Source organism: Nocardia sp. alder85J, assembly GCF_020176955.2.
Classification (GTDB): domain Bacteria; phylum Actinomycetota; class Actinomycetes; order Mycobacteriales; family Mycobacteriaceae; genus Nocardia.
On sequence record NZ_JAIUCZ020000009.1, the window covers coordinates 21,424 to 46,028 of the forward strand.

The 24,605-nt window shown below is 66.9% G+C and carries 29 protein-coding genes and 1 tRNA gene; 12 read left to right on the forward strand and 18 right to left on the reverse strand.

The features are described from left to right. Positions 1-292: 292 nt before the first annotated feature. Positions 293-1,432, forward strand: a complete 1,140-nt coding sequence (locus LBW94_RS30355; RefSeq protein ID WP_266272672.1) for an IS630 family transposase — start codon at positions 293-295, stop codon at positions 1,430-1,432. Further along, a complete protein-coding gene (locus tag LBW94_RS30360) occupies positions 1,344-2,876 on the forward strand; it encodes an ISL3 family transposase (RefSeq protein WP_416276990.1) in 1,533 nt (510 codons plus the stop codon). The genes LBW94_RS30355 and LBW94_RS30360 overlap by 89 nt, the downstream gene beginning before the upstream one ends. Here the strand turns inward: LBW94_RS30360 and LBW94_RS30365 are convergent. The 10 genes from LBW94_RS30365 to LBW94_RS30410 form a co-directional block, all read right to left on the reverse strand. Next, a complete protein-coding gene (locus LBW94_RS30365) occupies positions 2,812-3,372 on the reverse strand; it encodes a hypothetical protein (RefSeq protein ID WP_225058997.1) in 561 nt (186 codons plus the stop codon). The genes LBW94_RS30360 and LBW94_RS30365 overlap by 65 nt on opposite strands. 40 nt (positions 3,373-3,412) lie before the next feature. Further along, the gene (locus LBW94_RS30370; RefSeq protein WP_323137963.1) at positions 3,413-3,637 is read right to left on the reverse strand and encodes a helix-turn-helix domain-containing protein; all 225 of its coding nucleotides are present in this window, start codon (positions 3,635-3,637) and stop codon (positions 3,413-3,415) included. Positions 3,638-4,093: 456 nt separating this feature from the next. Then, a tRNA-Pro gene (locus LBW94_RS30375) sits at positions 4,094-4,170 on the reverse strand. 192 nt (positions 4,171-4,362) lie between these two features. After that, positions 4,363-4,641 (reverse strand): hypothetical protein, encoded by a 279-nt coding sequence (locus LBW94_RS30380; protein ID WP_225058996.1) that lies wholly within the window; start codon positions 4,639-4,641, stop codon positions 4,363-4,365. Positions 4,642-4,693: 52 nt separating this feature from the next. Next, entirely contained in the window at positions 4,694-5,803 is a 1,110-nt protein-coding gene (locus tag LBW94_RS30385) for an alkene reductase (protein WP_225058995.1), read from the reverse strand. Positions 5,804-5,812: 9 nt separating this feature from the next. Next, positions 5,813-6,184 (reverse strand): DMT family transporter, encoded by a 372-nt coding sequence (locus LBW94_RS30390; RefSeq protein WP_225058994.1) that lies wholly within the window; start codon positions 6,182-6,184, stop codon positions 5,813-5,815. Between the two features lie 44 nt (positions 6,185-6,228). Beyond that, positions 6,229-6,549 (reverse strand): DMT family transporter, encoded by a 321-nt coding sequence (locus LBW94_RS30395; RefSeq protein WP_225058993.1) that lies wholly within the window; start codon positions 6,547-6,549, stop codon positions 6,229-6,231. Between the two features lie 23 nt (positions 6,550-6,572). Then, positions 6,573-7,058, reverse strand: a complete 486-nt coding sequence (locus LBW94_RS30400; RefSeq protein WP_225058992.1) for a nucleoside deaminase — start codon at positions 7,056-7,058, stop codon at positions 6,573-6,575. Next, positions 7,055-7,666, reverse strand: coding sequence for a DsbA family oxidoreductase (locus LBW94_RS30405; protein WP_225058991.1), 612 nt, complete (start codon positions 7,664-7,666; stop codon positions 7,055-7,057). Before LBW94_RS30405 ends, LBW94_RS30400 begins: the two co-directional genes overlap by 4 nt. 93 nt (positions 7,667-7,759) lie before the next feature. Beyond that, positions 7,760-8,254 carry a MarR family winged helix-turn-helix transcriptional regulator gene (locus tag LBW94_RS30410; RefSeq protein ID WP_225058990.1) on the reverse strand — a complete coding sequence of 165 codons (495 nt, stop codon included), beginning with the start codon at positions 8,252-8,254 and terminating at the stop codon, positions 7,760-7,762. Positions 8,255-8,546: 292 nt separating this feature from the next. On the opposite strand from LBW94_RS30410, the gene LBW94_RS30415 reads away from it, so the two are divergent. The 7 genes from LBW94_RS30415 to LBW94_RS30445 all read left to right on the forward strand — a co-directional run bounded on the left by LBW94_RS30415 (position 8,547) and on the right by LBW94_RS30445 (position 13,840). Beyond that, entirely contained in the window at positions 8,547-9,962 is a 1,416-nt protein-coding gene (locus LBW94_RS30415) for an AMP-binding protein (protein ID WP_416276987.1), read from the forward strand. Between the two features lie 28 nt (positions 9,963-9,990). Beyond that, the gene (locus LBW94_RS30420; RefSeq protein ID WP_225058988.1) at positions 9,991-10,239 is read left to right on the forward strand and encodes an acyl carrier protein; all 249 of its coding nucleotides are present in this window, start codon (positions 9,991-9,993) and stop codon (positions 10,237-10,239) included. Positions 10,240-10,274: 35 nt separating this feature from the next. Then, the gene (locus tag LBW94_RS30425; protein ID WP_225058987.1) at positions 10,275-10,652 is read left to right on the forward strand and encodes an ectoine synthase; all 378 of its coding nucleotides are present in this window, start codon (positions 10,275-10,277) and stop codon (positions 10,650-10,652) included. Between the two features lie 15 nt (positions 10,653-10,667). Next, positions 10,668-11,798 carry an acyl-CoA dehydrogenase family protein gene (locus tag LBW94_RS30430; protein ID WP_225058986.1) on the forward strand — a complete coding sequence of 377 codons (1,131 nt, stop codon included), beginning with the start codon at positions 10,668-10,670 and terminating at the stop codon, positions 11,796-11,798. Positions 11,799-11,803: 5 nt separating this feature from the next. Beyond that, positions 11,804-12,463 carry a transglutaminase-like domain-containing protein gene (locus LBW94_RS30435; RefSeq protein ID WP_225058985.1) on the forward strand — a complete coding sequence of 220 codons (660 nt, stop codon included), beginning with the start codon at positions 11,804-11,806 and terminating at the stop codon, positions 12,461-12,463. A gap of 89 nt (positions 12,464-12,552) precedes the next feature. Then, entirely contained in the window at positions 12,553-13,329 is a 777-nt protein-coding gene (locus LBW94_RS30440; RefSeq protein ID WP_225058984.1) for a maleate cis-trans isomerase, read from the forward strand. Between the two features lie 82 nt (positions 13,330-13,411). Then, positions 13,412-13,840, forward strand: coding sequence for a MarR family winged helix-turn-helix transcriptional regulator (locus LBW94_RS30445; protein WP_225058983.1), 429 nt, complete (start codon positions 13,412-13,414; stop codon positions 13,838-13,840). Here the strand turns inward: LBW94_RS30445 and LBW94_RS30450 are convergent. After that, positions 13,793-14,128: a hypothetical protein gene (locus LBW94_RS30450; protein ID WP_225058982.1), complete on the reverse strand. Its 336-nt coding sequence runs from the start codon at positions 14,126-14,128 to the stop codon at positions 13,793-13,795. The genes LBW94_RS30445 and LBW94_RS30450 overlap by 48 nt on opposite strands. A 131-nt stretch (positions 14,129-14,259) precedes the next feature. Here LBW94_RS30450 and LBW94_RS30455 point away from each other — a divergent pair, with 131 nt between their 5' ends. Next, positions 14,260-15,417, forward strand: a complete 1,158-nt coding sequence (locus LBW94_RS30455; RefSeq protein WP_266272540.1) for a hypothetical protein — start codon at positions 14,260-14,262, stop codon at positions 15,415-15,417. Next, positions 15,384-15,524, forward strand: coding sequence for a hypothetical protein (locus LBW94_RS30460; protein ID WP_225058980.1), 141 nt, complete (start codon positions 15,384-15,386; stop codon positions 15,522-15,524). Before LBW94_RS30455 ends, LBW94_RS30460 begins: the two co-directional genes overlap by 34 nt. Before the next feature lie 66 nt (positions 15,525-15,590). Here LBW94_RS30460 and LBW94_RS30465 read toward each other — a convergent pair whose 3' ends face one another. From LBW94_RS30465 to LBW94_RS30480, 4 genes are read right to left on the reverse strand one after another with little or no spacing between them, the layout of a single operon-like run. Next, positions 15,591-17,030 carry an aldehyde dehydrogenase gene (locus LBW94_RS30465; RefSeq protein ID WP_225058979.1) on the reverse strand — a complete coding sequence of 480 codons (1,440 nt, stop codon included), beginning with the start codon at positions 17,028-17,030 and terminating at the stop codon, positions 15,591-15,593. 25 nt (positions 17,031-17,055) lie between these two features. Beyond that, positions 17,056-18,159, reverse strand: a complete 1,104-nt coding sequence (locus LBW94_RS30470; RefSeq protein WP_225058978.1) for an NAD(P)-dependent alcohol dehydrogenase — start codon at positions 18,157-18,159, stop codon at positions 17,056-17,058. 20 nt (positions 18,160-18,179) lie between these two features. Beyond that, entirely contained in the window at positions 18,180-19,451 is a 1,272-nt protein-coding gene (locus LBW94_RS30475; RefSeq protein ID WP_225058977.1) for an NAD(P)/FAD-dependent oxidoreductase, read from the reverse strand. A 5-nt stretch (positions 19,452-19,456) separates the two neighbouring features. Next, on the reverse strand, positions 19,457-20,767 hold the full coding sequence (locus LBW94_RS30480; RefSeq protein ID WP_225058976.1) for a cytochrome P450: 1,311 nt from the start codon (positions 20,765-20,767) through the stop codon (positions 19,457-19,459). Between the two features lie 220 nt (positions 20,768-20,987). Here LBW94_RS30480 and LBW94_RS30485 point away from each other — a divergent pair, with 220 nt between their 5' ends. Continuing rightward, the gene (locus LBW94_RS30485; RefSeq protein ID WP_225058975.1) at positions 20,988-21,311 is read left to right on the forward strand and encodes a 2Fe-2S iron-sulfur cluster-binding protein; all 324 of its coding nucleotides are present in this window, start codon (positions 20,988-20,990) and stop codon (positions 21,309-21,311) included. On the opposite strand, the gene LBW94_RS30490 is transcribed toward LBW94_RS30485, so the two are convergent. The 3 genes from LBW94_RS30490 to LBW94_RS30500 form a co-directional block, all read right to left on the reverse strand. After that, the gene (locus LBW94_RS30490) at positions 21,277-22,200 is read right to left on the reverse strand and encodes a helix-turn-helix transcriptional regulator (RefSeq protein WP_225058974.1); all 924 of its coding nucleotides are present in this window, start codon (positions 22,198-22,200) and stop codon (positions 21,277-21,279) included. The genes LBW94_RS30485 and LBW94_RS30490 overlap by 35 nt on opposite strands. Then, the gene (locus tag LBW94_RS30495) at positions 22,197-23,339 is read right to left on the reverse strand and encodes a helix-turn-helix transcriptional regulator (protein ID WP_225058973.1); all 1,143 of its coding nucleotides are present in this window, start codon (positions 23,337-23,339) and stop codon (positions 22,197-22,199) included. The genes LBW94_RS30490 and LBW94_RS30495 overlap by 4 nt, the downstream gene beginning before the upstream one ends. A 169-nt stretch (positions 23,340-23,508) precedes the next feature. Continuing rightward, on the reverse strand, positions 23,509-24,348 hold the full coding sequence (locus tag LBW94_RS30500; RefSeq protein WP_225058972.1) for a PaaX family transcriptional regulator C-terminal domain-containing protein: 840 nt from the start codon (positions 24,346-24,348) through the stop codon (positions 23,509-23,511). Positions 24,349-24,605: the final 257 nt, after the last annotated feature.

Sequence of the window (24,605 nt, forward strand, 5' to 3'; positions counted from 1 at the left end):
GCCATTCACCCCGTATTCACCGGGCAATTGATGATGAATTCGGATCGCGTTCCCGAAGTTTGAAAAATACCATATGGTTTCGATTTCGTATTCCGCGGGGCCGGTGTGACTACGGATCGTTTCTGCCGGGACACATGGCCGTCCCGCGCACCGCACCGGCGGCTCGTACCATTGTGGTAGCGGAACGATGAGGGCACAGGAATCCCTTCTCTCTTCGGAGCGGCATATTGACCTGAAACGTGTTGATTGACCGTCGCGGTCGTCGGGTGTGGGCGATGATCTTCGGGTGGGCATGCGCAGGCTCTCACCGCCGCAGCAGGAGGCGTTGGGCAAGCGTGTGATGGGCGCGATCCGGGATGGGATGCCGACCTCGGAGGCGACTCGGGTGTTCGGGGTGTCGCGGGGATCGATTCGTAACTGGCGCAACCGATTCGCCGAGGGTGGTGCCGAGGGGCTGAACTCGGGTCGTCCCGGTCGCAGGATCGGTGAGCAGACCAAGCTGTCGCCGGACCGGGCGCTGGCGCTGGTAACGGCGATCGTCGACTTCGAGCCCGAGGTGCTGGATCTGGGGGGCAAACTGTGGACCCTCCGAAAGGTCGTGGCCCTCGCGCATCGGCTGTCCGGGGTGTCGTTCACCGAGCAGGGGATGGGAAAGCTGTTGCGCTGCATGGGTTTCACCTTCCAGCGGCCGGACCGCGGAGCGATCGGGGCAGACCCGGAGGCGATGCGCGGGTGGGTCGAGGTCACCTACCCCGCCCTGCGCGAACGCGCCCGGTCCGAAGGCGCGGTGATCCTGTTCGGCGACCAGGTCGGCGTGCGCAGCGACCAGCTGTCCGGGCACACCTGGGGCCGCAAGGGGCAGACCCCGGTGGTCAAACGCACCGGAAACCGCTTCTCGCTCAACGCGATGTCGACCATATCCACCCGCGGCGAACTGCACTTCACAGTGTTCCACGGCACCTTCGACGCCGCCGGATTACTCGCGTTCTGCACCCGGCTGCTCAACCACTTCGACACCAAGATCCACCTGGTCGTCGACGGCCACCCCGCCCACCGCGCCAAGACCGTGAAAACCTGGGCCGCCGACCACGCCGACCACATCGAACTGCACCACCTGCCCGCCTACGCCCCGCACCTCAACCCCGGCGAACTGGTCAACGCCGACCTCAAACGCACCCTCGCCGACAAGACCATCACCACCCGCGACCAACTCGGAAACGAGGTCCGCTCCTTCTTCCACCGCGTCCAGAAGCTCCCCGACCACATCCGCGCCTACTTCCGGGTCTGTCCAGTTTCAGGCTCTGTCTCACTTTCGGTGGTAGCGCGTGGTGGGGTAGAACTACCTGTTCGTGGGTGTTGTGAATATCCCTGTGGGAGTGGTGTTTTCGGGTCTGTCGCCGTTGATCGTGGAGGATGTGGCGGTCGAGGATGATCGCGTTGTGGTGCAGGCGAGAACTGCGGGCGGCGTGGTCGCCTGCCCGGTCTGCGGGGCGGAATCAGGCAGGGTCCACGGGTATCACCTGCGGACGGCGACCGATCTGCCGCTGGATGGCCGGCAGGTCGTCGTCCGCGTGCGGGTCCGGCGGCTCGTCTGCCCGACACCGTTGTGCCAGAACACTTTTCGTGAGCAGATACCAGGTGTCCTCGAACGCTACCAGCGCCGCACCACACGCTTGACCGGCCAGGTGCGGGCGGTCGTGCGGGAGCTGGCCGGACGAGCCGGAACCAGGCTGCTGAAGAAGCTGGCCATCGTGTTGTCGCGGCATACCGCGATACGGGTGCTGCTGGGTATTCCGCTACCCGCGCGGCCGGTGCCGGCCGCGGTGAGCGTGGACGATTTCGCCGTGCGACGCCGGCACCGGTATTGCACCGTGGTGATCGATCCGGTCACCCACGACCGCATAGACGTGCTGGCCGACCGCAAAGCCGACACCCTGGCCGCGTGGCTGACCGAGCATCCGGAGGTTCAGGTCGTCGTCCGGGACGGCTCCACCACTTATGCCGAGGCCGTGCGCCGGGCCAATCCTGCCGCGACCCAGGTCAGCGACCGCTGGCACCTGTGGCACGGACTCGCGCAGGTGGTCGAGAAGACCGTCGTCGCCCACAGTGCCTGCTGGTCCCCGGCTGCACCGAAGTATCGGCAGCTCAAAGGCGGTGCCACCACGCTGCAACGGTGGCAGGCCGTGCACGAGCTACTCGATCAGGGGATCGGACTGCTGGACTGCTCACGGCGGCTGGGCATCTCGCTGAACACCGTCGAACGCTACGCCCGGGCGCCCGAACCGCAGCGTCTGAGGCGCCCGCCGCAATACCGTCCGTGTCTGGTCGATCCCTACCGCGACCATATGCGCGCCCGCCGTGCCGCCGATCCCGGGGTTCCCGTCCTGCAGTTGCTCGCCGAGATCAAGGCCCTCGGCTACACCGGCGGGCAGAACCTGCTCTACCGCTACGTCAGCCAAGGCCGCCTCGACGGTGACCGGATCACGATCTCACCCAAGCGCGTCGCCGGCTGGATCCTCACCCGACCGGCAGACCTTCCCGACGCACGCCGCGCCCACCTCGGCACGATCACCGCCGCGTGCCCGGAAATGACCGCCCTGGCCGAACTGGTCCATGAATTCGCCCAGCTCATGACCGAACGGCGTGGCAGCGACCTCGACAGCTGGGCCAAGCAGGTCCGCGAGGCGGGCCTGACCGAGTTCACCGGGTTCCTCACCGGCTTGGACCAGGACCACGACGCTGCCGTCGCCGGGCTGACCCTGCCCTACAGCAACGGTCCCTGCGAAGGCATCAACACGAAAACGAAGCTGATCAAACGCCAAATGTATGGTCGGGCAGGCTTTTCGCTGCTCCGACACCGAATCCTGTTGGGGTAGGACAGGTTAGATCGACTACCACCGAAAGTGAGACAGAGCCGAAAGTGAGACAGAGCCTTTTGATGGTGGAGGGTTTGCCGCCGTCCTCGATCCATTGCACGACCGCTCGATCGATCAGGCCCGCGGTCAGCGCGACGACTTCGAGGTGTCCCAGGGTTGGTACTACTCGCAATCGCCATCCGGACATGTAGGGGTCCAGGGTTTTTGCTTCCAGGCCTCGCAGTGCAAGGTCCATATGGCTGGTGCCGTAGTCGGTCAAGGTGACGGTCGCGTCGATCGGTGTGATGCCGCGCTGTGCCAGCGCGGTCATCCTTCGGGTCCAGTCCTCGGCGGTCTCCTTGGTCTCGAACGAGACCGATTTCGAGTCCCGGGCGCCGGTGACCGGATTCTTCCAGCGGGCGCGAGCGCGGAACGGCTTGCCGCTGCGAGACCGTTCGAGGACCTCGATGTCCACCGACAGTGTGATGCCGAGTGGAAGCTGCGCGGGAACGGTCATGCCGCACTCGCTTTCCCGCATGCGCTGACGGCCGCTGCGGTTACGGTCCCGGCTGAATGTGGCGGGCTGCCAGGAATGTTTCGAGATCGCTTTCGGGGTACATCACCACGCGGTCGGACAGGGGGATGAAGCCCGGGCCTCGAACCGGTTCTGCACGCCGCCAGCGACGGACTGTGGAGGCATCCACATGGAGTAGTTTCGCGACCTCGCTTGTCGTGTACATCCGTTGGGTCAGTAGGCGGGATTCGGGATCCGATGCTGTCATTGGGGGCCTCCTGACGGCCGAATGCGCGGGCACGCGCCGGACTGCCAGGCGCGCAACGGGTTCGCCGGTCCACGTCCGCTGCTTCCGGAATACCGGCCTCGATTGTCCATGGATCGTGGCGACGGCCGGTCGAGGTGGGATCGATGGTCACCGAGGCCGGCGAACCTGAACCGGTGGTCCCCACGCTATCGACACCGGAAACCGTAGGGCAATCGTTCAGCAAATTGGATTGTGGGGAGTTGTCGGCCTCGGTGACAGCCCATGTGGCGCGTTTCGGAGTTGCCTGCCGGCCAGTGCCGCACCCGGCCTGCACCCTGTGTGCCACGTCACACCTGACGTGCCCGGTGTGCCCTGGGTTTGCCGGCTGGTCCACAACTGGTCCACAGCCGAGTCCCGCGCCGCCTTCCGGGAGAGACACAGAAACCCCTCCTGACCAGGTCAGGAGGGGTTTTGCGATGGTCGGGCTGACAGGATTCGAACCTGCGACCCCTTGACCCCCAGTCAAGTGCGCTACCAAGCTGCGCCACAGCCCGCTACCCCCGCTCCGCGGGTGCTCGATGAGATTACCCCATGCCCCCAGTGCTGAACCAAATCGCCACGATATCGGGGGTGCGGGTGAGTCGGAGCGCCTGCAAGTGGTCATTACCGAACTCCGACTGGCCGACGAGGTACAGCGGGCAAAGGAGCAGTGGGCCGGGTACAACCGCTCTCGACGGTCTGGACCGCTACGGGGATCCGATGCCGATGACAGGTGGGTCGGGAACCTGCGCGCCGACGATCCCGCCGACCGCGGCGCCGGGCGGACCGGCGGCTACTCCGACTCCGACCGCGCCACCGACGCCCGTACCGACACCTGCGCCCACTCCGGTACCCGCGACACCTCCGATCATGACCGCCGGGATCGCGGCGGCCACCGCGTTGATCCGCTGGGGGATCAGCGGCCGGATCTTCGCGATCAACGGAATCGACCGTGCGCGTTTGCCTTTCGTGCGCTTGTCGAGCATCCCGCCCGGTCCCGGTGTGGTCTGGCGCCGGAGCGGTCGGGACGCTCCCACTTCACGGAATTCGGGACAGAACCGTTTTGACGGATGCGTCCGCACTCGTGGGGTAGTCGGTGTAGCCTGCGGCGCCGCCGCCGTAGAACGTCGTCGGGTCGGGTTCGTTCGGCGTGATGTTTCGGCGCAGTCGTTCGGGGAGATCGGGGTTGGCGAGGAAGCTGCGGCCGAAGGCGATGAGGTCGGCCTTGCCGGCGGCGAGGGCGGCCTCCGCGGTATCGCGGGTGTATTCGCCGGCGCTGATGATCGTGCCGCGGTAGACCGAGCGAAGCAGTGCGGTCGGGCCGGTGTCGCCCATTCCGCGGGGGCGCTCGGCCTGCGACGTCTCCACGACGTGGATGTATGCCAGTTCGTGGTCGTTGAGTGCGGCACCGACGTGGCCGAACGTCTCGATCGGGTTGTCGTCTCGCATGTCGTTGAAGGTTCCGCCCGGGGCTACGCGTACACCGACCCGACCGGGTCCCCACACGGTCACGGCAGTGGCGGTGGCCTGGAGGAGCAGGCGTGAGCGCGCGGGCGCCGAACCGCCGTAGCTGTCGGTTCGCTGATTCGTCCCCGTTTGCAGGAACTGGTCGAGCAGGTAGCCGTTCGCCGCGTGTATCTCGATACCGTCGAATTCTGCCTCTTTCGCCTGTTCGGCAGCGTGGGCGAATTCGTCGACGATGCCGGATACCTCCGCGGTGGTGCGTTCCCGTGGGGTGACGAAGTTTTCGAGGCCGTTCGTCGTGAAGATCCGGCCCGCCGGGCGAACGGCGGACGGGCCCACCGGCAGCGCACCGGCGGGCAGTGTGTGCGGGTGACTGATCCGCCCGGCGTGCATGAGTTGCGCGATGATCCGCCCGCCGTTGCGGTGGACCGCATCGGTTACCCGGGCCCAGCCGGCGACGTGCTCGGGAGTGTGCAGGTCCGGCGTCTTCGGGTAGCCCTGGCCCATGGCGCTGGGCTGGATGCCCTCGGTGATGATCAGGGCGGCCGAGGCGCGCTGCGCATAATATTCGGCGTTCATCGGCCCGGGAATCGTGCCGACCGCGCGATTGCGGGTCATCGGTGCCATCACCACGCGATGCGGGAGCGACAGCGGCCCGAGCTGATACGGGTCGAACAGGTGCACGGTCGCCTCTCAGTCGGTCTTGGTGCGGTCGGCGAGCTTGAGCCAGATCACGCCGACGATGATGACGGCGAGCCAGACGAACTTGGCGGCGGACAGCTGCTCGGTGAAGAAGACGGGACCCAGCAGTGCGGCCCCGGCGGCGCCGATTCCGGCCCAGATCGCGTAGCCGATGCCGACGTCGATGGTGCGCAGCGCCACGCTCAAGGCGAAGAGGGTCAGCAGGAAGAACACGATCGCCACGAGCGACCACCTGAGGATGGTGAATCCGTGGCTGCCGCCGACGGACAGGGCATAGCCGACTTCGAAGGCGCCGGCCAGCAGCAGGACGAGCCAGTTCCGGAGATTGGTGGTGCGGGTGGGAGCGACGGTGGAGGTGGTCATGTGAATGTCCGATCAGCTCGATGAAAGGGTTTCGTGGGTGCGCGTCAGGCTGCGCCGCTGAGTTGGAGGCCGACGACTCCCGCGATGATGACGGCGATGCCGGCGATCCGGCGCCAATCCAGGCGCTGCCCGAACAGCACCGCACCCAGCAGCACGATGCCGATACCGGAGATGGACGTCCAGATGGCGTAGCCGACGCCGACATCGAAGGTCAGCAGGGCCAGACTCAGGAAGTAGGTGGCGATCGCGCCGCTGACCAGCGTGACGGCGGTCCATCGCAGGTTGGTGAATCCGGCGGCGCGGCCGGCGGCGATGGCGACGGTGATCTCGAAGACGACGGCGACGGCGAGGTAGAGCCAGTGCACGGGAATTCCTTTCCGGATGGAGGTCAGCGCTGGGTGACGCCGCTGACCTCGTGATAACGGGTGAACGGATCGAGGGCGTGCTCGACGCGGAGGCGGTGAACGTTCTCGGCGGTGCGTAACCGGCCGACGGGGGGCTGTGCGTAACCGGCGCGGTAGTCGAAGCCCCAGCGTGCGGCGGTATTCGCATCGACTGCGTAGTAGATGGCGGAGATCCGCTGTTCAGCGGCGAAGAGGTAGCACAGGCCGCACGGTTCGCCGGTCGCGAGCAGCCGCAGTCCGTGCAGGTCGAAGGTTCCGCGCTCCAGCAGCGCCGCGCGCATCGCCACGATCTCCGCGTGCGCGGTCAGGTCGCCGGTTTCCCGGACCAGGTTGACACCGAACTCCGAGGCGTAGCCGTCGTCGGCAACGACTTGGCCGACGAAGGGGATGCCGCCCGCTTCGACGTGCCGGATACTGTGTGCGACCGCCGCGCGCATCAACCGCGTCAAGTCGACGATATCGTGGCTCATCGGGGCAGTTCCGAGCGTCCGGTAGCGCGGTCGACCGCGCGGACGAGGGTGTCGGCGTCCAGCACTCCGGGCAGGAGGTCGTCGCCGATCCGGAAGCTGGGCACCGCGGTGACACCGATCGACTCCACGGCGTCGCGCTGCGCCGCCCGTTGCCGCTCGCGCCGCTCGGTGTCGTGCAGTGCCGCAACGGCTTCGGTGGCGTCGAGCCCGACGGATGTGGCGATGTCCAGCAGGACCCCGGCCTCGCCGATGTCCCGGTTCTGCTGGAAGAAGGCGCGGAATACCGCCGTCGAGTACTCGGCCGCGACGCCGTGCTCGGCGGCGAGTTGCAGCAGGACGAACGCTGGCTCGGTCCGGGGCTGGGGAGAGACGGTCGGCAGGGTGATGTCGATGCCGAGTCCCCGAGCCATCGGGTAGACCGAGCGGTGCCACACCCGAGGGAGGTAGTCGTCCTCGGGCCGCAGGGTCGGGACGGGGTCCGGGCGCAGTTCGAACGGGCGGATGACGATCTCGACGTCACGGTCGCGGCGGAGTTGTTCGAGGGTGCTTTCGACGAGGAAGCAGTAGGGGCAGACGTAATCGACGAATACTTCGACGGTCGTCGGCATCGGCGGTCACTCCAATCAATTGTCTGTACATGCAGCTATATGGGCGTACGAAGGTGCCGGCCGGCCGATCGGCTCGACGGATGGGTCAGTCGGTCAGTCGGTCGCGCGGTTCAGCAGGTCGCCGAGCGCGGTCATGATGCGGCCGATGTGTGCCGGATCCGGCATCGGGTCGGTGGTGGGCGCCTGGTCGAGTAGTCGCCGAATGCGTTCGGCGAGTGGGCCGTTGGCGTCGCGCAGCACCGCTTCACCACGGTCGGTGACGACCGCGTAGACGCCGCGGCCGTCCTCGGTGCAGATGTCGCGGCGGGTGAGGCCCTTGGTGTCGAGCCTGTCCAGCAGCCGGGTTACCGAGCTCTGGTTCAGGCCGATGCGAGCGGCCAGCACGTTCACGCGCAGTTCCTTGTCGGGCGCAGCGGCGAGGTTCCGCAGGGCACGGTACTCCGTCAGCGAGATTCCATGGCTGGTCACGAGCCATTTGCCCGCGTCGGCGTCCACCGAGTCGACGAACGCCGCGAGCTGTAGCCAGTCGTCGAGCAGTCCGTCCGCCACGGAGGGCGCTCCGTCGTCCGGCACTCGATGAATGTGCATGTGCATGAATCTAACTCCGCCGCTCCCGGTCTGCAACCCCCGGCTCGACGGCCATCGGGCGGTCGCCGGCCGGCCTGCGGTCCGGACCGCCCCGCGGCGCCGGCCCGCAACGGGCCCGTCACCGCACGGCGCGGAGCTGGACAAACGAGTGAAATGCGCTGGTGTGGAGCAACTGTGGCGCGTTACGCCACGCAATCCGGCACGTGACGGCCGGGTGAATGACCGCAAACATGTATGCACATACCCTGTTCAAACCATGTACGTACATGTTTCGATTCGACTGAAAGGGGGAATGATCGTGAATCATTGGACAACAACAACTTTCGGCGGATCACCGGAATCGGCCGCCTTGGTCGACGCGGTCGAAACGCGGCACAGCTATGCACAACTGACCCTGCACCACATGACCCTTCGGCGTCGGCTGAACCTGGATCACCGGCGAATCGTCGCGCTGATCGCGCACAAGAGTGTGCGCACGATCGCGGCTGTCGGCGCGGTTCTGGCCGAAGGGCATTCGGCCGCGCTGATCTCGCCGGCCTTCGGTCCGGACGTTCGCCGCGCCGTACTCGACAGCGTTCGGGCGGACCTGATCTTCGACGACGCCGAATCGGACACCTTCCAGGAGATCGGTACCGCGGAACGGGTACCGGAAACGGCGCAGCGCGTCATTCTGACCACCTCCGGATCGACCGGAGTTCCGAAGCCGGTGAGTTTGCCACTCGAGCGGGTGGCCGCGTTCATCCGGTGGGGCGTGGGGCATTTCGACCTCGGGCCGGGATCGGTGGTGTGGAGTTATGCGCCGCTGAATTTCGATCTCAGTCTGCTCGAAGTGTGGGCGACATTGCATGCGGGCGGAACGGTGGTCCTGATCTCGCCGGAACAGTCGGTCGACGGTCGACGGCTGATCGCCCGCTTGCGGGAGCACCCACCGACGGTGCTTCAATCGGTTCCGCTGCTGCACCGTGTCCTGGCCGGTCACGCGACCAAACCGATCGACCGGACGCGCCATGTGATCGTCACCGGCGAGCGATTTCCGGTCGAGCTACTCCCTGCGATGCGCCGGTTGTTCCCGCACGCCGAGATCCACAATGTCTACGGATCGACCGAGACCAACGATTCGTTGATGTTCACCGTGCCGAGGACCTGGCAAGGCGCGGAGATGCCGGCCGGGCGGCCGCTGCCGGGAGTTCACGCGCACCTGATCGATCCTTCCGGAAGCCTGATCGAGGGCCCGGGCAGAGGTGAGCTGATCACGCGTACACCGTTCCAGTTCGACGAGTACATCGGGCTGCCCGGTCGCACCCGAAGCGTGCTGCTGAACGGGATCGACCCGGCCGGGGACAGCTGGTACTTCCGAACGGGGGACATCTTCCGGCGTGCGAGCGACGGATTGCTGTACCCCGTCGGGCGCGACGACCACATGGTGAAGATCCGGGGCGTCCGGACCGATCTCGCCGAGATCGAAGCCGTCCTGAAGTCACACGCCCACATCCGCGATGCGGCCGTCGTCGCGGTCGCCGAGAACGGCGATGCGCTCGTTCTCGCCGCCTATATCGTCGCCGGCGGCGACCTCGACAAATTTCAGCTCCGGCTCGAATTGAGCCGGAAACTTCCCCGCACCTCGATTCCCGAGAAATTCTCCTACGTAACGACTCTCCCGCGAACCGCGACGGGCAAGGTCGACCGCCGGGCGCTGAGCCTGAACTGACCACCACCGCACCCATGAAGGAATGGTCATGACCACCACGGACACCGTCTCCCGCTATATCGTCGACAACTTCGCACGCGATCTCGATTATGCCGCGATTCCCGCCGATGCCGACCTGCACGAGATCGGCATCGTCAACAGTCTCGGCATCGTCCGCATCGTCGCGTGGATCGGCGATGAATTCGACATTCCCGTCGCCGAACTCGATTTCGACCCGAAGACTCTCCACACCATCGCAGGTATCGCCGATTTCGTCGATGCCAACAAGACCGCCTGAAACACGCTGTCACACCGAAGATCCGAGGAGAAGAAATGTTCGTACGAGATCGTCAGAGCGTCGAGGCCGTGGACTGGGGCAACGGAACCAGTCACCGGCTGCTGGTGCAACGGGACGGGCTGGGCTTCGGGGTTGCGCACACCGTCGTCAACGCGGGCTCCGAATCGCGATTGCAGTACACCCGGCACACCGAGGCGTGCTACTGCATCGCGGGCAGTGGTGAGGTCGCCTCGGCCGACGGCTCGGTGGTCCACCGGATCAACCCCGGCATCATCTACGTCCTGGACCAGCACGACGCACACTTCCTGCGGGCGGACCCGGACGCGGACATGCACCTGATCAGCATCTTCGACCCACCGATCCTGGGCACCGAGCGGCACCGGCTGTCCGGCAACGAGTTCTCGCAGTACTGAGAGCGGACGCTGCGGATGATCGACTGGAACGAAGACGACATCGCCCTGCACCAGGTGGTCGACGGACTCGCCGACAAGCTGTCGGCCGACCATATCGCCGACGACGCGACCGGCACGTTCCGGCGCGACAAATGGCAATTACTCGCCGCGCTCGACATTTTCGGGCTCCCCGCGGATCCCACCTACGGCGGGCTCGGGCGCAGTGTGGTGTCGACCATGGGGGTCCTCGAACGCCTGGGACAGGGGTGCCGGGACGGCGGACTCGCCTTCTCGGTCGCCACACAACTCGCGAGCAGCGTCGTGGCCATCGGCCGATTCGGCTCGCCCGCCGCCAAAGCCCTGTACCTGCCGGCGTTGTGCGCGGGGGACTTCGTCGGCGCCCACGCCATCACCGAGGCGTCGGCCGGCTCGGACGCCATGGGCATGCGCACCACGGCCACGATCGAGGGGGACACCGTGGTCCTCAACGGCGCCAAGACCTTCGTCAGCAACGGCCCGATCGCCGACATCATCGTGGTCTACGCCCGCAATGCCGCGGGCGGCGGACTGACCACCACCGTGGTACCGGTCGACACCCCGGGCGTGCAACGCGGGGCGAAGATCGAGAAGATGGGATTGCGCACCTCGCCGATGTGCGAACTGTTCCTCGACGACGTCGTGGTTCCCGCCGACCATATCCTCAACTATCCGGGCAACGGGTATTTCGTACTCGACTACGTCATGAAGCGGGAGATCCTGTTCTCCTTCATCATCAATGTCGGCGAAATGAAACGTCGTGTCGACGACGTGTCCGCCTACACCACGGGCCGGATCCAGTTCGGTTCGCCGATTTCCCGGAACCAGGCGGTGGGGCATTCGATCGCGGATATGAAGATCGCGTCCGAGACCGCACGCAAGTGGCTGTACGACACCGCGGAGAAACTGATGAACAACCGGGACGTGACCATCGATATCGCGATCAGCAAGATCGTCGCGAGCGAAGCCGCCGTGGAGACCGCCCGCGCGGCGATCCAGCTGCACGGCGGATACGGGTTCATGGCCGAGTACGGGGTCGAGAAGGACCTGCGGAACGCGATCGCCGGCACGATCTACTCCGGCTCGACCGAAATTCAGAAGAACAAGATCATGGAACTACTGAACCTGTAGGGGACATGCCAGTACTCGAGACAGATCATTTCGACTACTCCCATCCCGTCGTGCGAGATTTCGTCGCCGAGCACACCCGCGGTGCGGTGACACAAACCGACAAGGTCGTCCGGCTCTACTACGCCGTTCGCGACGGCCTGCACTACGAGGTGTTCGACACCGATCTCACCGATGCCGGGCTGAAGGCGAGTGCGATCATCGCCGCGCGCCGGGGATTCTGCCTGCACAAGTCCATCGCCTATGCCGCCGCGGTCCGGTCCCTCGGGGTTCCCGCCCGGCTCGTCCACGCCCACGTCACCAATCATCTCGCCTCGCCGGAACTCCTCGAACTGGTCGGTGGTGACTTGTTCCTGCACTGGTACACCGAGATCCTGCTCGATCGGCGTTGGATCAAGGTGACTCCCGTGTTCAGCAAGCTGATGTGCAAGTTGTACGGGATGACCCCGCTGGAATTCGACGGTTCGGCCGATTCGGTCTATCAGCCTGCGACGACCGACGGCACTCGCGCCCTCCAGTTCCTCAGCGAGCCACAGTATCTGGACGACGTCGACCCCGGCCTCATCCGCGGCCTCATCGGACGATCGCATCCGCGCATGGTGACGGCGACGGGTCGCACGCCGGCCCACGGCTCACTCGCGGCACAGCGGCCGGTCACCGCGCGCTGATCACGCCGGCCTCCCGGGCACCGGCAGGCGAGCATCGCGCTCGCCTGCCGTCCGCCGAGGTACTCCACCGCTTTTCGAGAGGATCACACATGCAGCAGTACGACGGCTGGTCGGCGCCGCTACACCTCGGTGTCGTCGTGCCGGAAGCAGATATCGGACCCGAAGCGGAACTACAGGCGATGCTGGGGACACACGGGACGGTGCACGGCAGTCGCGTCGCGTTCTCGGCGATGCGCGCGGACGGCGCGATGGATACGAAGATCCCGCATCAGCCGGTGCTCGACTTCACCAGGCCACCCCACATCGACGACGCGGTGCGAGCGGTCGCGCTGGCACCGGTACACGGTGTCGGCCTGGCCTTCACCAGTTCCTCCTATGTGCACGGCGCCGCCGAGGAACAACGTCTGCTCGAGCGGCTGCGCACACCCGCCCGGGGCCTGCCGATCACCACGACCTGCCGTGCGGCGGTGGCGGCGTGCCGGGCGACGGGGATTCGCCGGCTCGCACTGTTCAACCCGCCCTGGTTCGACGATGTGCTCAACGAGGCGGGGCGCGCGTACTTCGCGGAGCACGACATCGCCGTCACCCGATCCGAGGCGGTCACGGCACCCAGCGTCCAGATGCAGGTCACGCCCGAGCGGCTCATCGATGATGTCGTCGCCAATATCGGTTCGGCGGACGCGATATTCGTCGCGGGCAACGGCCAGCGCGCGATCGCCGCGATCGAGCGGATCGAGAATCTGACCGGACGTCCGGTACTCACCGCGAACCAGGTGCTGCTGTGGAATCTGATGCCCGAACCGGTACGTCTCGACGGCTACGGCAGCCTCTTCGCGGCGACCCGGACCGCCGACCTCGCCGGGTAGGAACCCGCCCGTCGGAGCGAACCACCGATTACCATATGCAGGGATACATGACTGTTCGTTGAGCTTGCATGAAAGGTCCGCCGTGACGCACAGCAGGGGCGACCGTTGGCTCGCATTGGCGCTCGCCCAGGCGCACGTACACGCACGGATCGAACGCGATCTGCACCGCCGGCATCACATCGTGTTCTCGGAGTTCACCGCTCTGAAGGCGCTGTCCTCGGCCGAGCTCCAGGAACTGCGGATCCAGGAGCTGGCCGAGGCCACCGCACTGAACCAGTCCTCGATCTCGCGGCTGGTCGGCCGGCTGGACCGGCTCGGTCTCACCGAACGACGGAAGTGCGAATTCGACAAGCGCGGCGTTTACATCGGGCTCAGTCCCGCCGGCGCAGAGTTGCTGGCGACCGCGACGAAGACGTTCGAGACCGTCCTGAATACGGCGCTGGAGACCATTCCCGACGCCGGGTCACGGGAAGCGATCTGTATGCTGCTCGACTCTTCCCTGGTGAGATGAGCCGGCAGCCGGCGCGGCGCGCAGGGTGTCGCGGACTGCCGTGAGTTCGGCCGGTTTCGCGTCGATCTCGCCCAGTTTCGCGACCCGCGCGCCTGCAACCCGGCATCGGCGCGGCGGTGGCCGAATCGGGAGCCGCACCGCCGACCTCGCCGGAGTAGGCCGGGTGGTGGCACGCACACAGTCGGCGAAGAACTGGTCGAACTCGGCCAGCCGGGTCGGGCGATCCACGGTGGGCAGGGTGCACGCGGACAGGTTCACCAGCTGTTCGCGCAGGTCGTTCTCGGTCATGGGTTCACGGTGAGCCTGTACCCCGGTACCGGATGCAACCGTGAATTCCGGTGGGCTGTGCAGCATTGATCGGTGACATCATGGGTTGCCATGACCGCATGTCCGGGCATTGTGAGAAATGATCGTCGGCCGTGACCGAAAATGAGGCCGCGCGTCCTGTTCGGCACATCTCCGGCAAAACCGTTCGGTCCTCATTCGGATTTCCGGATTCGGCCGTCGGCGAGCGCCGATACGCTCGGCCGGGTCCATTCATTCCGCGCCGAGGAAGTCTCATGACGAGTCGCGAACAGGGCAATACCGATCGACCGGTGAAGCCGAAATCGAAAATCACCATCACGATGCGTTCGAAAGAAAGCACGAACTCCTCGAAACGAGTACCGTCGTCGGCGGTGAGCCGATCGGCTCCCACCGTGATCCGATCCGGCACGGCCGAACAGCTGCCCTCGACGCCGCAGGCCACGGCCCACCTGGAGTGGCTGATGACCTACCAGTCGCTGTTGAAGGCGGATACGGATCTCGCGGCACAGTGGTCGCCGCACCGGAAATGGTCGGCCTACGTCGACGACCGGAAATTGGACCACTTCGTCGCTTTCGATGGGGAGCCCGGACACCAGTACATCTGGCGTTTCACCAGCCTGCCGTCGAAAGAATCGGTGTCCATCGCGGCGGATACCGGCCTCTCCAGGATTATCAAGGTGATCGGGGAGCACAGTGGCGGCAATATGAAGACCGACGAGCAGGTACGCACCTCGTCGTTCTGCCGCAACATCGGCGCACTGTTCGGCATCGCCGCCTCGACCGGTGGTGACAAGAAAGTGCTGAATATTGTCAACCGCACGCCGTATCTGTGCCGCATCGACCTCGCCACCCTCCCGGCGAAGGGTGTCACCGCCGCGCCCGCGCTGTACCGGGCGATCAGCCTGTTCGAAACCGAATACGTCCTGGTGCCCACCCCGAAGACCACGTACTTCCTCACCGATACCGGTGGGAACGTCGTCGGCGATGCGGGCTGTCTCGACGCGGTGCTGTCCACAATCCGTTCTACGGATGCATCGATCCGTCTGGGACCTTCCGGAGCCTGCTGGTCGGCGACGACATGGTTCTCAACGCCGATTCCACACTGTTCATCAATCCGCCGGGGACCTTCGCCTCGGCCGGCCGGGAACTGCCGGCGATCACGCCGGAAACCGGGCTGCCGAACGTCTCCACCTTGGATCCCGGCGATATCGTCCGGATCGTGTGCTACGCCCAGGCGGTGTCCGAGGTCGCCGACGACCTGGCGCTGCTGATCGCGGACAAGGCGAAGATGATCCTGGCCACGACGACCGAGAAGGTCGCCGCCTATGCGGCTGCCGTCGAAACCCGCTACCGCCAACTGCTCTCGACGCTGTACTGACCGCGTGGGGTGCTCGAGGCCGGCCGCCCGGCGGCCGTGCTCGGTCGCCGGGCATTTCGGTCCCGGTCAGCGCATATCGAGATAGATGCTCTTGAGGTTCTGGTAGGACGACAGGCCCTCCGGGCCCAGCTCCCGGCCCATGCCGCTGTTCTTGATGCCGCCGAACGGGGCGGTCGGGTCGTTGGCATAGCCGTTGATGCCGACCGTGCCCGAGGCGATGCGGCGGGCGAAGCGGGCACCCCGCTCCGGGTCCGCGGTCCACACCGTGCCGCCGAGACCGTAGTCGGAGCTGTTGGCAACGGCCACCGCCTGGTCCTCGTCGGTGTAGGGAATCACCGACAGTACGGGTCCGAAGATCTCCTCGCGGGCGATGGTGTGGTCGGGGCGCACGCCGGCGAAGACCGTCGGCTCGACGAACCAGCCACGGTCGCCGGTCCGCCCGCCGCCCACGGTGACGCGTCCGCCGTCCTTGCGGCCGGCGGCGATGTAGCCCTCCACCCGATCACGCTGGCGGGCCGAGACCAGCGGGCCCATCAGGGTGTCGTCCGACAGTGGATCGCCGACGGTGATCGTCTTGACGAGATCCGTGACAGTGTCGACGATTTCGTCGTAGCGCGCGGCCGGGGCCAGCACCCGCGTGCACAACCAGCAGATCTGCCCGTTGTTCAACAGCGTTGCGCCGAAGAAGGATTCGAGATCGTCGGTGAGGTTCGCGTCGTCGAGCACGACGGCCGCGGATTTACCGCCCAACTCCAGGGTCACCGGTCGCAGCAGTTCGCCGCAGGCGCGTGCGATCGAGCGCCCGGCCGCGGTCGAGCCGGTGAACGAAACCTTGTCCACGCCCGGATGACTCACGAGGTAGGCGCCGAGGTCGCGGCCGCCGGGCACCACGTTGAGCACCCCGGGCGGCATGCCCGCGGCGTGCGCGGCCTCGGCCATCAGGAATGCGTCGAGGACCGTTTCCGGCGCCGGTTTGAGCACCACGGTGCAGCCGGCCGCGAGTGCCGGGGCGATCTTCAGGAAGGTGATGGCCTGCGGGACGTTCCACGGCACGATCGCGCCGACGACGCCGATCGGGGATCGCGTCACCATCGTGGAGCCGCCGAGCATCCCGGGCCGGATGTCGTCCTGCTGATCGGTGACCATTGCCCCGTAGTACTGCAAAAGCAGTGCGGGAAAGCCGCTTTCGAACTGTCGCGCGAGGCTGATCGGCATCCCGTTCTGGCTGCTGACCCGGATCGCGGTCTCCTCGCCGCGCTTCAGCAGTTCGTCGGCGAATCGTGCGAGTGCCTCCGCGCGGCGTGCGCCGTCCCAGTGCGCCCAGCCGGCCGGATCGGCGAAAGCCGTTGCGGCCGCGGCGACCGCGGCGTCGATATCGGCTGCGCTGCCCTCGGGCACCGAGCCGATGCGCTGTTCGGTGCTCGGTGAGATCACGGGGATGATCGAGGCGGTGGCCGGGGCGACCCAGCGGCCGTCGAGATAGAGATCGGTGTATTCGATGGTCATGATCGTGCTCTCCGCATTGAATCGTTCACTCGTGGACGAGGACCGGTTTGAGGACCTCGCCTCGGTGCTGCGCCGCGACGGCGTCGTTGATCTTGCTGAACGGGAAGGTCGTCACCAGCTTGTCGATGGGGAATCGTCCGGCCCGGAACAACTCGATCAGTTCGGGGATGAATTCGTCGGGGACACTGTCGCCTTCGATGATGCCGACGACGGTGATGCCCAGGACCAGCGCTTCGATGATCGTGAGCGGCAGTGCCGCTTCGGGATTCGCGGGGACGCCGATGAGCCCCAGGCCGGCGTGGAAGGTCATCGACCGGATCAGGCCCTCGATGACCGCGGGGATGCCCGAGGTATCGATGGCATAGTCGACACCCTCGGCGACGATGGCACGGACCTGATCCGCGACCGGGCCCGCGGCCGGGTCGACGGCGTGTGTCGCGCCGAGTTCCCGGGCGAGCGCTCGCCGCGACGCATGCGGTTCGACCACGATGATGGTTCGGCAGCCGCGAACCACGGCCGCCATGACGGCCGCCAGCCCGACCGAGCCGGCGCCGGCGACGAGCAGGGACGAGCCCGCTCGGCAGTCGAGCGAGCGCATGACCGCGCCGGCGCCGGTCTGGATTCCGCAGCCGATCGGCGCGACGATCTCGGCCGGAAGGTCGGCGGGCACCTTCACCACGTTGCGTTCCAGCGCCAGGCTGTGGGTGGCGAAGGAGGACTGCCCGAAGAACAGCCCGGTGATCGGCTCACCGTTCGCGGACAGCGGGCCGCTGCCGTCGGCGCGCTCGCCGTCGTAGTTGAGATGCATGAAGTTGTGGCAGTAGGAGGGGGCATCGGCACGACACGTCGGGCAGGTGCCGCAGCTGGCGAACGTGATACCGACCCGGTCGCCCGGCGCGACCTTGGTGACGCCCGCGCCCACCGCCTCGACCACACCGCAGCCCTCGTGGCCGAATACCGCGGGTAGCCGGACCGGGAGCGCACCGTCGCGGGCGGCCAGGTCCGTATGGCAGATTCCGACGGCTTCCATCCGCACCAGAACCTCGCCGGTTCCGGGACCGTCGACGGTGATGGTCTCGAGCGAGAATTCGCGCTGTGGGGCACGCGCGACCGCGGCGAGTACTTCCATGATCAGATCCTTCGTGGTGTTTACGTGCGGGCGCCGGTGGCGACCGAGGGATGATCGGGGCGCTGTGCTGCGACCTCGCGCATCGGGGTGCCGATGTCGGCCAGCGCGATCCGGTTCAAGGGCGTCCGATTTCCGACGAATTTCCTTCCCGCCATGAAATCGGCTGTGGCGTTGATGGTTTCGACGGTGCGGGGGATGTCGTCGGCGTCGAGGTGGAACAGCGCGCAGGAGCCGGTGCCGGGATCGCCGCGCAGCACCGCTTCGGTGCCGGGAGTCGGAACGCCCGCCATCTTCATCTCCAGGTCGAACTGACTGGACCAGAACCACGGCACCTCGTGCGGGGGAATCGGTGCACCCGTGATGACGGCTGCCGCCTGTTTGGCCTGTTCGGTCGCGCTGGGAATACTCTCCAGCCGCACGAGCCCGCCCAGACCGTCGTGCCACCGACGGGTGACGTCGCCGATCGCCAGGATGTGCGGGTCGCTGGTCCGGGCGGCGCCGTCGACGACGATCCCCGCCGCGCAGTCCAGGCCCGCGGACCGCGCGAGCCCGTCCTCCGGTACCGCGCCGATCCCGACGATCGCCGTGTCACAGTCGATCTCGCGACCATCGCCGAGCCGCACCGCACGGACGCGGCCGTCGCGGCCGAGGAGCTCCGCGACGGTGACCCCGGTGACGATCCGGGTGCCGCGGGCGCGATGACCATCGGTGAGAATGCGGGACAGTTCCGGGCTCGCCACCCGGGCGAGGATGCGATCCTCGCGTTCGATCACGGTGACCTCGCAGCCGCGAGCGCGCGCCGCGGCGGCGACCTCCAGCCCGACATAGCCCGCGCCGACGACGGCCAGGCGCGCCCCGGCCAGAACGGCGGTGCGCAGTTCGCCGGCGTCGCCGAGAGTGCGCAGGGCCAGCACGCCGCGCAGCTCGGCCCCCGGTGTCGGCAGTGCGCGGGGACTCGCGCCGGTCGCGATGACCAGCGTGTCGTACGACAGCGTGAACCCGGATCGGGTCGACGCCGTCCGGGCCGCGCGATCGATGCGCACGACAGGATCGGCCGGGCGAAGCTCGATATCGTTGTCGGCGTAGAAGGATTCGGGTCGCAGCCACTGGACGTGGTCCGCGCTGTCGTACTTCTTCGACAGCGGGGGCCGTTGATAGGGCAGCACGGATTCGGCACCGAACAGCACGATCCGGCCGGTGAACCGCTGCTGCCGGAGCAGGGCGGCGAGCGTGACCCCGGCCTGTCCCGCACCGGCGATCGCCACGGTATGCGTGGGATCCATCGTGTTCACGACCGCTACCGGTCGAATTCGATCACGACGGGCATGTTCTTGAGGCCGCCGACGAAATTCGTCTGGATGAACCGGCTGTCGTCGCTCGGGGTGATCGACTTCACGTGCGGCAGTAGCTCTTCGAGCATGACGCGCAGTTCGAGCTTGGCCAGGTGCTGCCCGATGCACATGTGCGGGCCGTAACCGAAGGCGATGTGCTTGTTGGGGCGGCGGGTGAGGTCGAACCGGTCCGGGTCCGGGTTGGCATCGACGTCGCGGTTGCCGGACTGGTAGAGCAGCATGAAGCGGTCGCCGGGGTGGATATCGCGCCCGCGCAGGGTGTAGTCCTGGGTGGCCGTCCGCATGAAATGCTTCACCGGAGAGGCCCAGCGCAGTGATTCGTTGACCAGGTGCGGCACCAGCGACAGATCGCCCCGGACGAGTGCGAGCTGCTCGGGGTGACGGCCCAGTTCGAGCATGCCGCCGGCCAGGGTGCTGGAGGTGGTGTCGTGACCGGCGGTCGCGATGGCGATGAAATAGCCGTAGGCGATCTCCTTCTCGTAGTACTCGCCGTTCGCGTCGCGCGCCGATGCGATGACCGTCGCCAGATCGTCGCGCGGGTTCGCGCGCCGATCCTGAAGCACGGTTTCGAAATACGCGAAGAAGTCCTGGATCGTGGCCACCCACTGCCGGGCCGCCGCGTCCGGGGTGAGTTGTTCGACGTCCGCCCGCGCGGCATCGGGGTCGGCGGTGCCGAAGAACTCCTGGGTGAGCGACATCATCCGGGGCTCATCGGATTCCGGAACGCCGAACAGGCTCATGATCACGTGCAGGGGATAGTGCAGCGCGAAATCCTGGACGAAGTCGATCTTTCCGTCGGTCTCGAGCACTCGCGCGACCGCGGACTTCGCCAGGCCGCGGATGACCGACTCCCACTGCGCCAGGTTCTGCGGCCGGAACCAGTCCAGCGCGATGTCCTTGATCTCGGTGTGCTCCGGCGGATCGAGGTAGGTGAGGGTTTCCAGGATCCGCAGGCTGCCGTTGTTGATGCTCTTGGTGAACGCGTCACCGGCCTGATTGGCGAGGATCGGGTTGACCGATCCCTTGGCCGCACCACCGGCGCTGGTGAAGATTTCCGGCTGCCGTTCGATCTCCATGATGTCGGCATGCTTGCTGACCAGCCACAGCGGGTCGTATCCCGCGACCGTCGCACGGCCCAGCGGGTTGTTCTCGCGCAGCCAGCGATACGCCTCGAACAGCGAGTCGTTGTCACGGTGGCCCTCGGGCAGCACGATCTGCCGGGCGACGGTGTCCGGGATCGTCTCGGTGGTGCCCATCATTTCTCCTCGCTCGATCGGGAAGTGGTACCCAGCGTGTCAGCGGGACGGGTGAGTCACATCACACCGATGCCGGAACACTGTCGGCAGAAAGGGGGTAATTGCCGTCCGGTCTCACCCCGATGGCCGGTGGTAATCGACCGTCGTGGGGATGTGGGGACTGCCGATCGCTTCGCAGACTGAGGTCGCTTCACCCAGTGTCGTTTCCGAGGAGGACCCCATGCCCACCGTTGTCTATCGATTGCCCGACGGCTCGGCCAGCCCGGTCGACGTCCCGGTGGGGCAGACCGTGATGGACGGCTCCGTACGCAACAACCTTCCGGGTATCGTCGCCGAATGCGGTGGTAGCTGTTCGTGCGCCACCTGCCACGTATATGTCGAAGGCGAATCCGCGGCGGCATTCGGTGAGCCGTCGGCCGAGGAACGGGATCTGCTCGAGTACCTCGACGGCGCGCGCCCCTGTTCCCGGCTGGCCTGTCAGCTGGTATTGACCGTGAACACGGGTACGGTCACCGTGACGGTGGCGCAATCGAACGGCGGGTGAGCCCGGCAGCGGAGTGGCGGGCGATCAATTCGCTGCGATTGGTCGCCCCCAGCTTTCGCAGGATGCGTTTGACGTGGGATTTCACGGTATCGACGGTGATCACGAGTTCGGTGGCGATGGCGGTGTTGGACGAGCCTCGCAGGATCAGGCGCAGGACCTCGCGCTCCCGCTCGGTCAGTGGTTCCATCCCCGGCGGTGCGGCCGGGACCGGTTCGATGCCGGCCGGCGCCGGATCGCGGTTCTCCCGCGCGATGCCGCTCGAGCGCAGGAGGTCGAGTTGCCGCGCCCGTCGCGTGGCCAGCCCGAGCCGCTGTAGGCAACCGCCGAGCACCTCGACCAGCAGGGTGGCCGAATCATGTTGTGCGGCAGCCAGTGTGCCGGATATATGAATCAGGACCACGGTGGTCTCGCCGACCCCGGCGGCCGTGATCGTGCAGCCGTCGGGAAATAGATGGCGCAACGCGCCGGCCGACCGGCCGATGACCGGTGCGCTTCCGGGAACGAGTACGGCTGACTCCGGCGATCCCGGGAGCAGGGCGTAGGCAGGCGGAGCTTCGCTCCCGGCGTGGGTGCCGTAGGTCGCGACCGGTACCGCCGTCTCCGATTCGACGAAGGAGGCGACGACCCGCTCCGCGGCGCAGATATCGGCCAGCGCTGTGCACGCGCGCCGCAACAGTTCGGTCCCGGAGGTCGCCGCCGTGAGGTCCGCGACCGCTCGATCGAGACGTCGCGCTCGGTTGCGAAGCTCGTCGATCCGGTTGTCCCGCAGCGATTTCTCGCGGTCGAGCCGGTCGGCCACGCGGCGGCCGAGTTCGGTCAGATCTCGCCCGGAAGCGTCGTGCATCGCCGCGATCAGGTCGGCGGCACTCGCCTCCTCGCCGGTGTTCATGCGGAGAGTTCCGGCGGCGACCGGTGGCCCGCGTACAGCGCGGCGGCTTCGGCCCGGGTGCTCACTCCGATCTTCTTGAAGACCCGCTGCACATGAGACTTCACCGTGCCGTCGGAGATGCACAGCCGGCGCGAGATCGCCGCATTGGTGGCGCCGGCGGCGACCAGTGTCAGCACGTCGCGCTCGCGTGCGGTCAGTGTCGCCGGGTAATCCACTGTGGGCGTGGGTAATTCGGATCGCTGCCGGGGCTCGCCAGGTCGTTCCCCGATATCGTCGAGGGTCACTCCGGTGTGTTCGAGCGCGCGCAGCGCACGGTTGAGCCGATCCAGTTCGGCGGTGGTGCGCCGGTTCTGCTCGGCGATCGCGGCCCGCAGCCGCGCCGATTCGGTGGCCAGCGCACATGCCTGGGCCAGGGTGGTGATCAGGTGGAAGTCCGCCTCGTCCAGATCGTTGTCGTGGCGGTCGACATGGATGATCGCGACGGCGCGATCCGCCACGACGACGGGGACGGCGAGATACCCGGCCGGACGGCTGAGGTCCAGCAGCGGGCGATAGGTGTGCCGCTTGACCTCGGCGGGCCCGACCGCATAAGGGCGGCGACGGCGAACCAGTTCCGCCTCGCGAGGCGCGTCGCGCAACGGGATCGGACTGCCGTCGACCGCGGCGACCAGCGGGTCGAACTCGCCGCGGAGTTCGGGACTGACGGAGACCGATACCGGAGACCAGCAGGACCCGGAGACCGCCGAATACATCGCCTTGCCGTAGCCCAGCGCGGTACACAGCTCGCGCGTCAGCACTGCTGCCAGGCGGGCGCCGCCGGCGCTGTCGATCGCACGCACCACCCGGGTCGAGCCGCTGAACTGCCTGCTGTGTACGCGCACCCGGCGCGCGATATCGGCGCGGATCGCGGTGTCGACGGTGGTCAGGATCGTCGCGACCTCGACGGTGGCCTCGGGGGACGGCAGTCCGGCGCGGAGGGCGTGACCGGCGTAGTCGCGGACCAGCGACAGGCTCGGGTTGAGCTCCTGTAGCCGCAGCAGCTCCGGATCCGGGCCGATCAGTTCCAGCAACTGCGCGAGGGCTTGTTCGGCGACATGGGTGTCGCTGTGCCGGCCGTCCCGCATCGTCGCTGACTGCACAATCACTCCTCCGCTCCTCACGCGCACGGTCACCGACATGCGGCGGCGGTTCGTCGACGGCGACGTCATGTGACCCAGAGCACAGAATAACACGTATATGGTATGTCCAAAAGAGAGGACGGTCCATACTGTGACGGAGCTGCGGCGTCCGTGCCCACGGGGCCGGTGGTCACCCGAGTCCGGCGATGCGATGCCACTGCGCGTGTGCGGCGGTTGTCCATTCGGCGCGCAGGTCGCGCAGTCGTTTGGCCGCCTGCTGTCCACGCCAGTGGGGGAGCAGGACCTCCGGCAGCCGGGGGTCCATGTAGGTCATGCGCCGCAGCGAGTCGGCGAGTTCGACGTGGGCGAACAGTTGTTCGTCGGCGGTGGTGAAGCGCTGGGAGTCGAAGCGTTCGAGTAGCTCGTCGTAGGCGGCTTCGGCCGCGGCGAGATCCCAGGATCGCCGGACCAGATCCTCCTCGGAAATGCCTGCGGCGGAAGTGGTTCCGATGAAAGACAGTGAATTCTCGGTGAGGCCCAGGGCGTCGATCGCCTGTGCCGCCTCGGCGGCGCGATGGGTGTGCGGAGTGACCCATGTGCCCGGCGTCGGATTACCGAATCCGGCCCAGCGCAGGGCCGCGTACAGCTTCTTGCGGGTCGCGCGGTGGGACTCGGGGATGGCGACGTTGAGTACCAGCCATTGCCCGTCCCACCGCGCGGGATCGATATCGGTGGAGAAGACCCGCACATCTCCCTCGGTGAAGAGGCGATGCGCTTTGTCGGTGAGGCTCCACAGTGTTTCGCGTCCGTCGCGCCGCGGCGCGATCAGGCCCGCGGATCCGGTGCGCGCCACGGCCTGCCGGCTCGCATGTGCCCCGAAGCCCAATCCCTCGAGGACGTACAGCAGCGCCGCGGTCCGGACGGGTTGCCGATACGGCTCCACGAGTTCGCCGAGCGCGGTGAGGAGCGTGGACCGGGCGCTTCGGGCCGGCCAATCCTTCGTGGGCGGTGTCGGGGCGGTGTCGGGCATGTTCCCATCGTCGCTCAGTCGCCGGGTGCGGGGCGAACCAGCCGATGTTCGACACCGTCCGATGTCCGACGCCTGCTGATGTCCGACGCCTGCTGATGTCCGACGCCTGCTGATGTCCGACGCCTGCTGATGTCCGACGCCTGCTGATGTCCGACGCCTGCTGATGTCCGACGCCTGCTGATGTTTGACACTTTCGGAAAGTAGATGTCAAATAATGTATCACTATCGGATCGGTTGCCGCGGGCGCTCGACTGCCC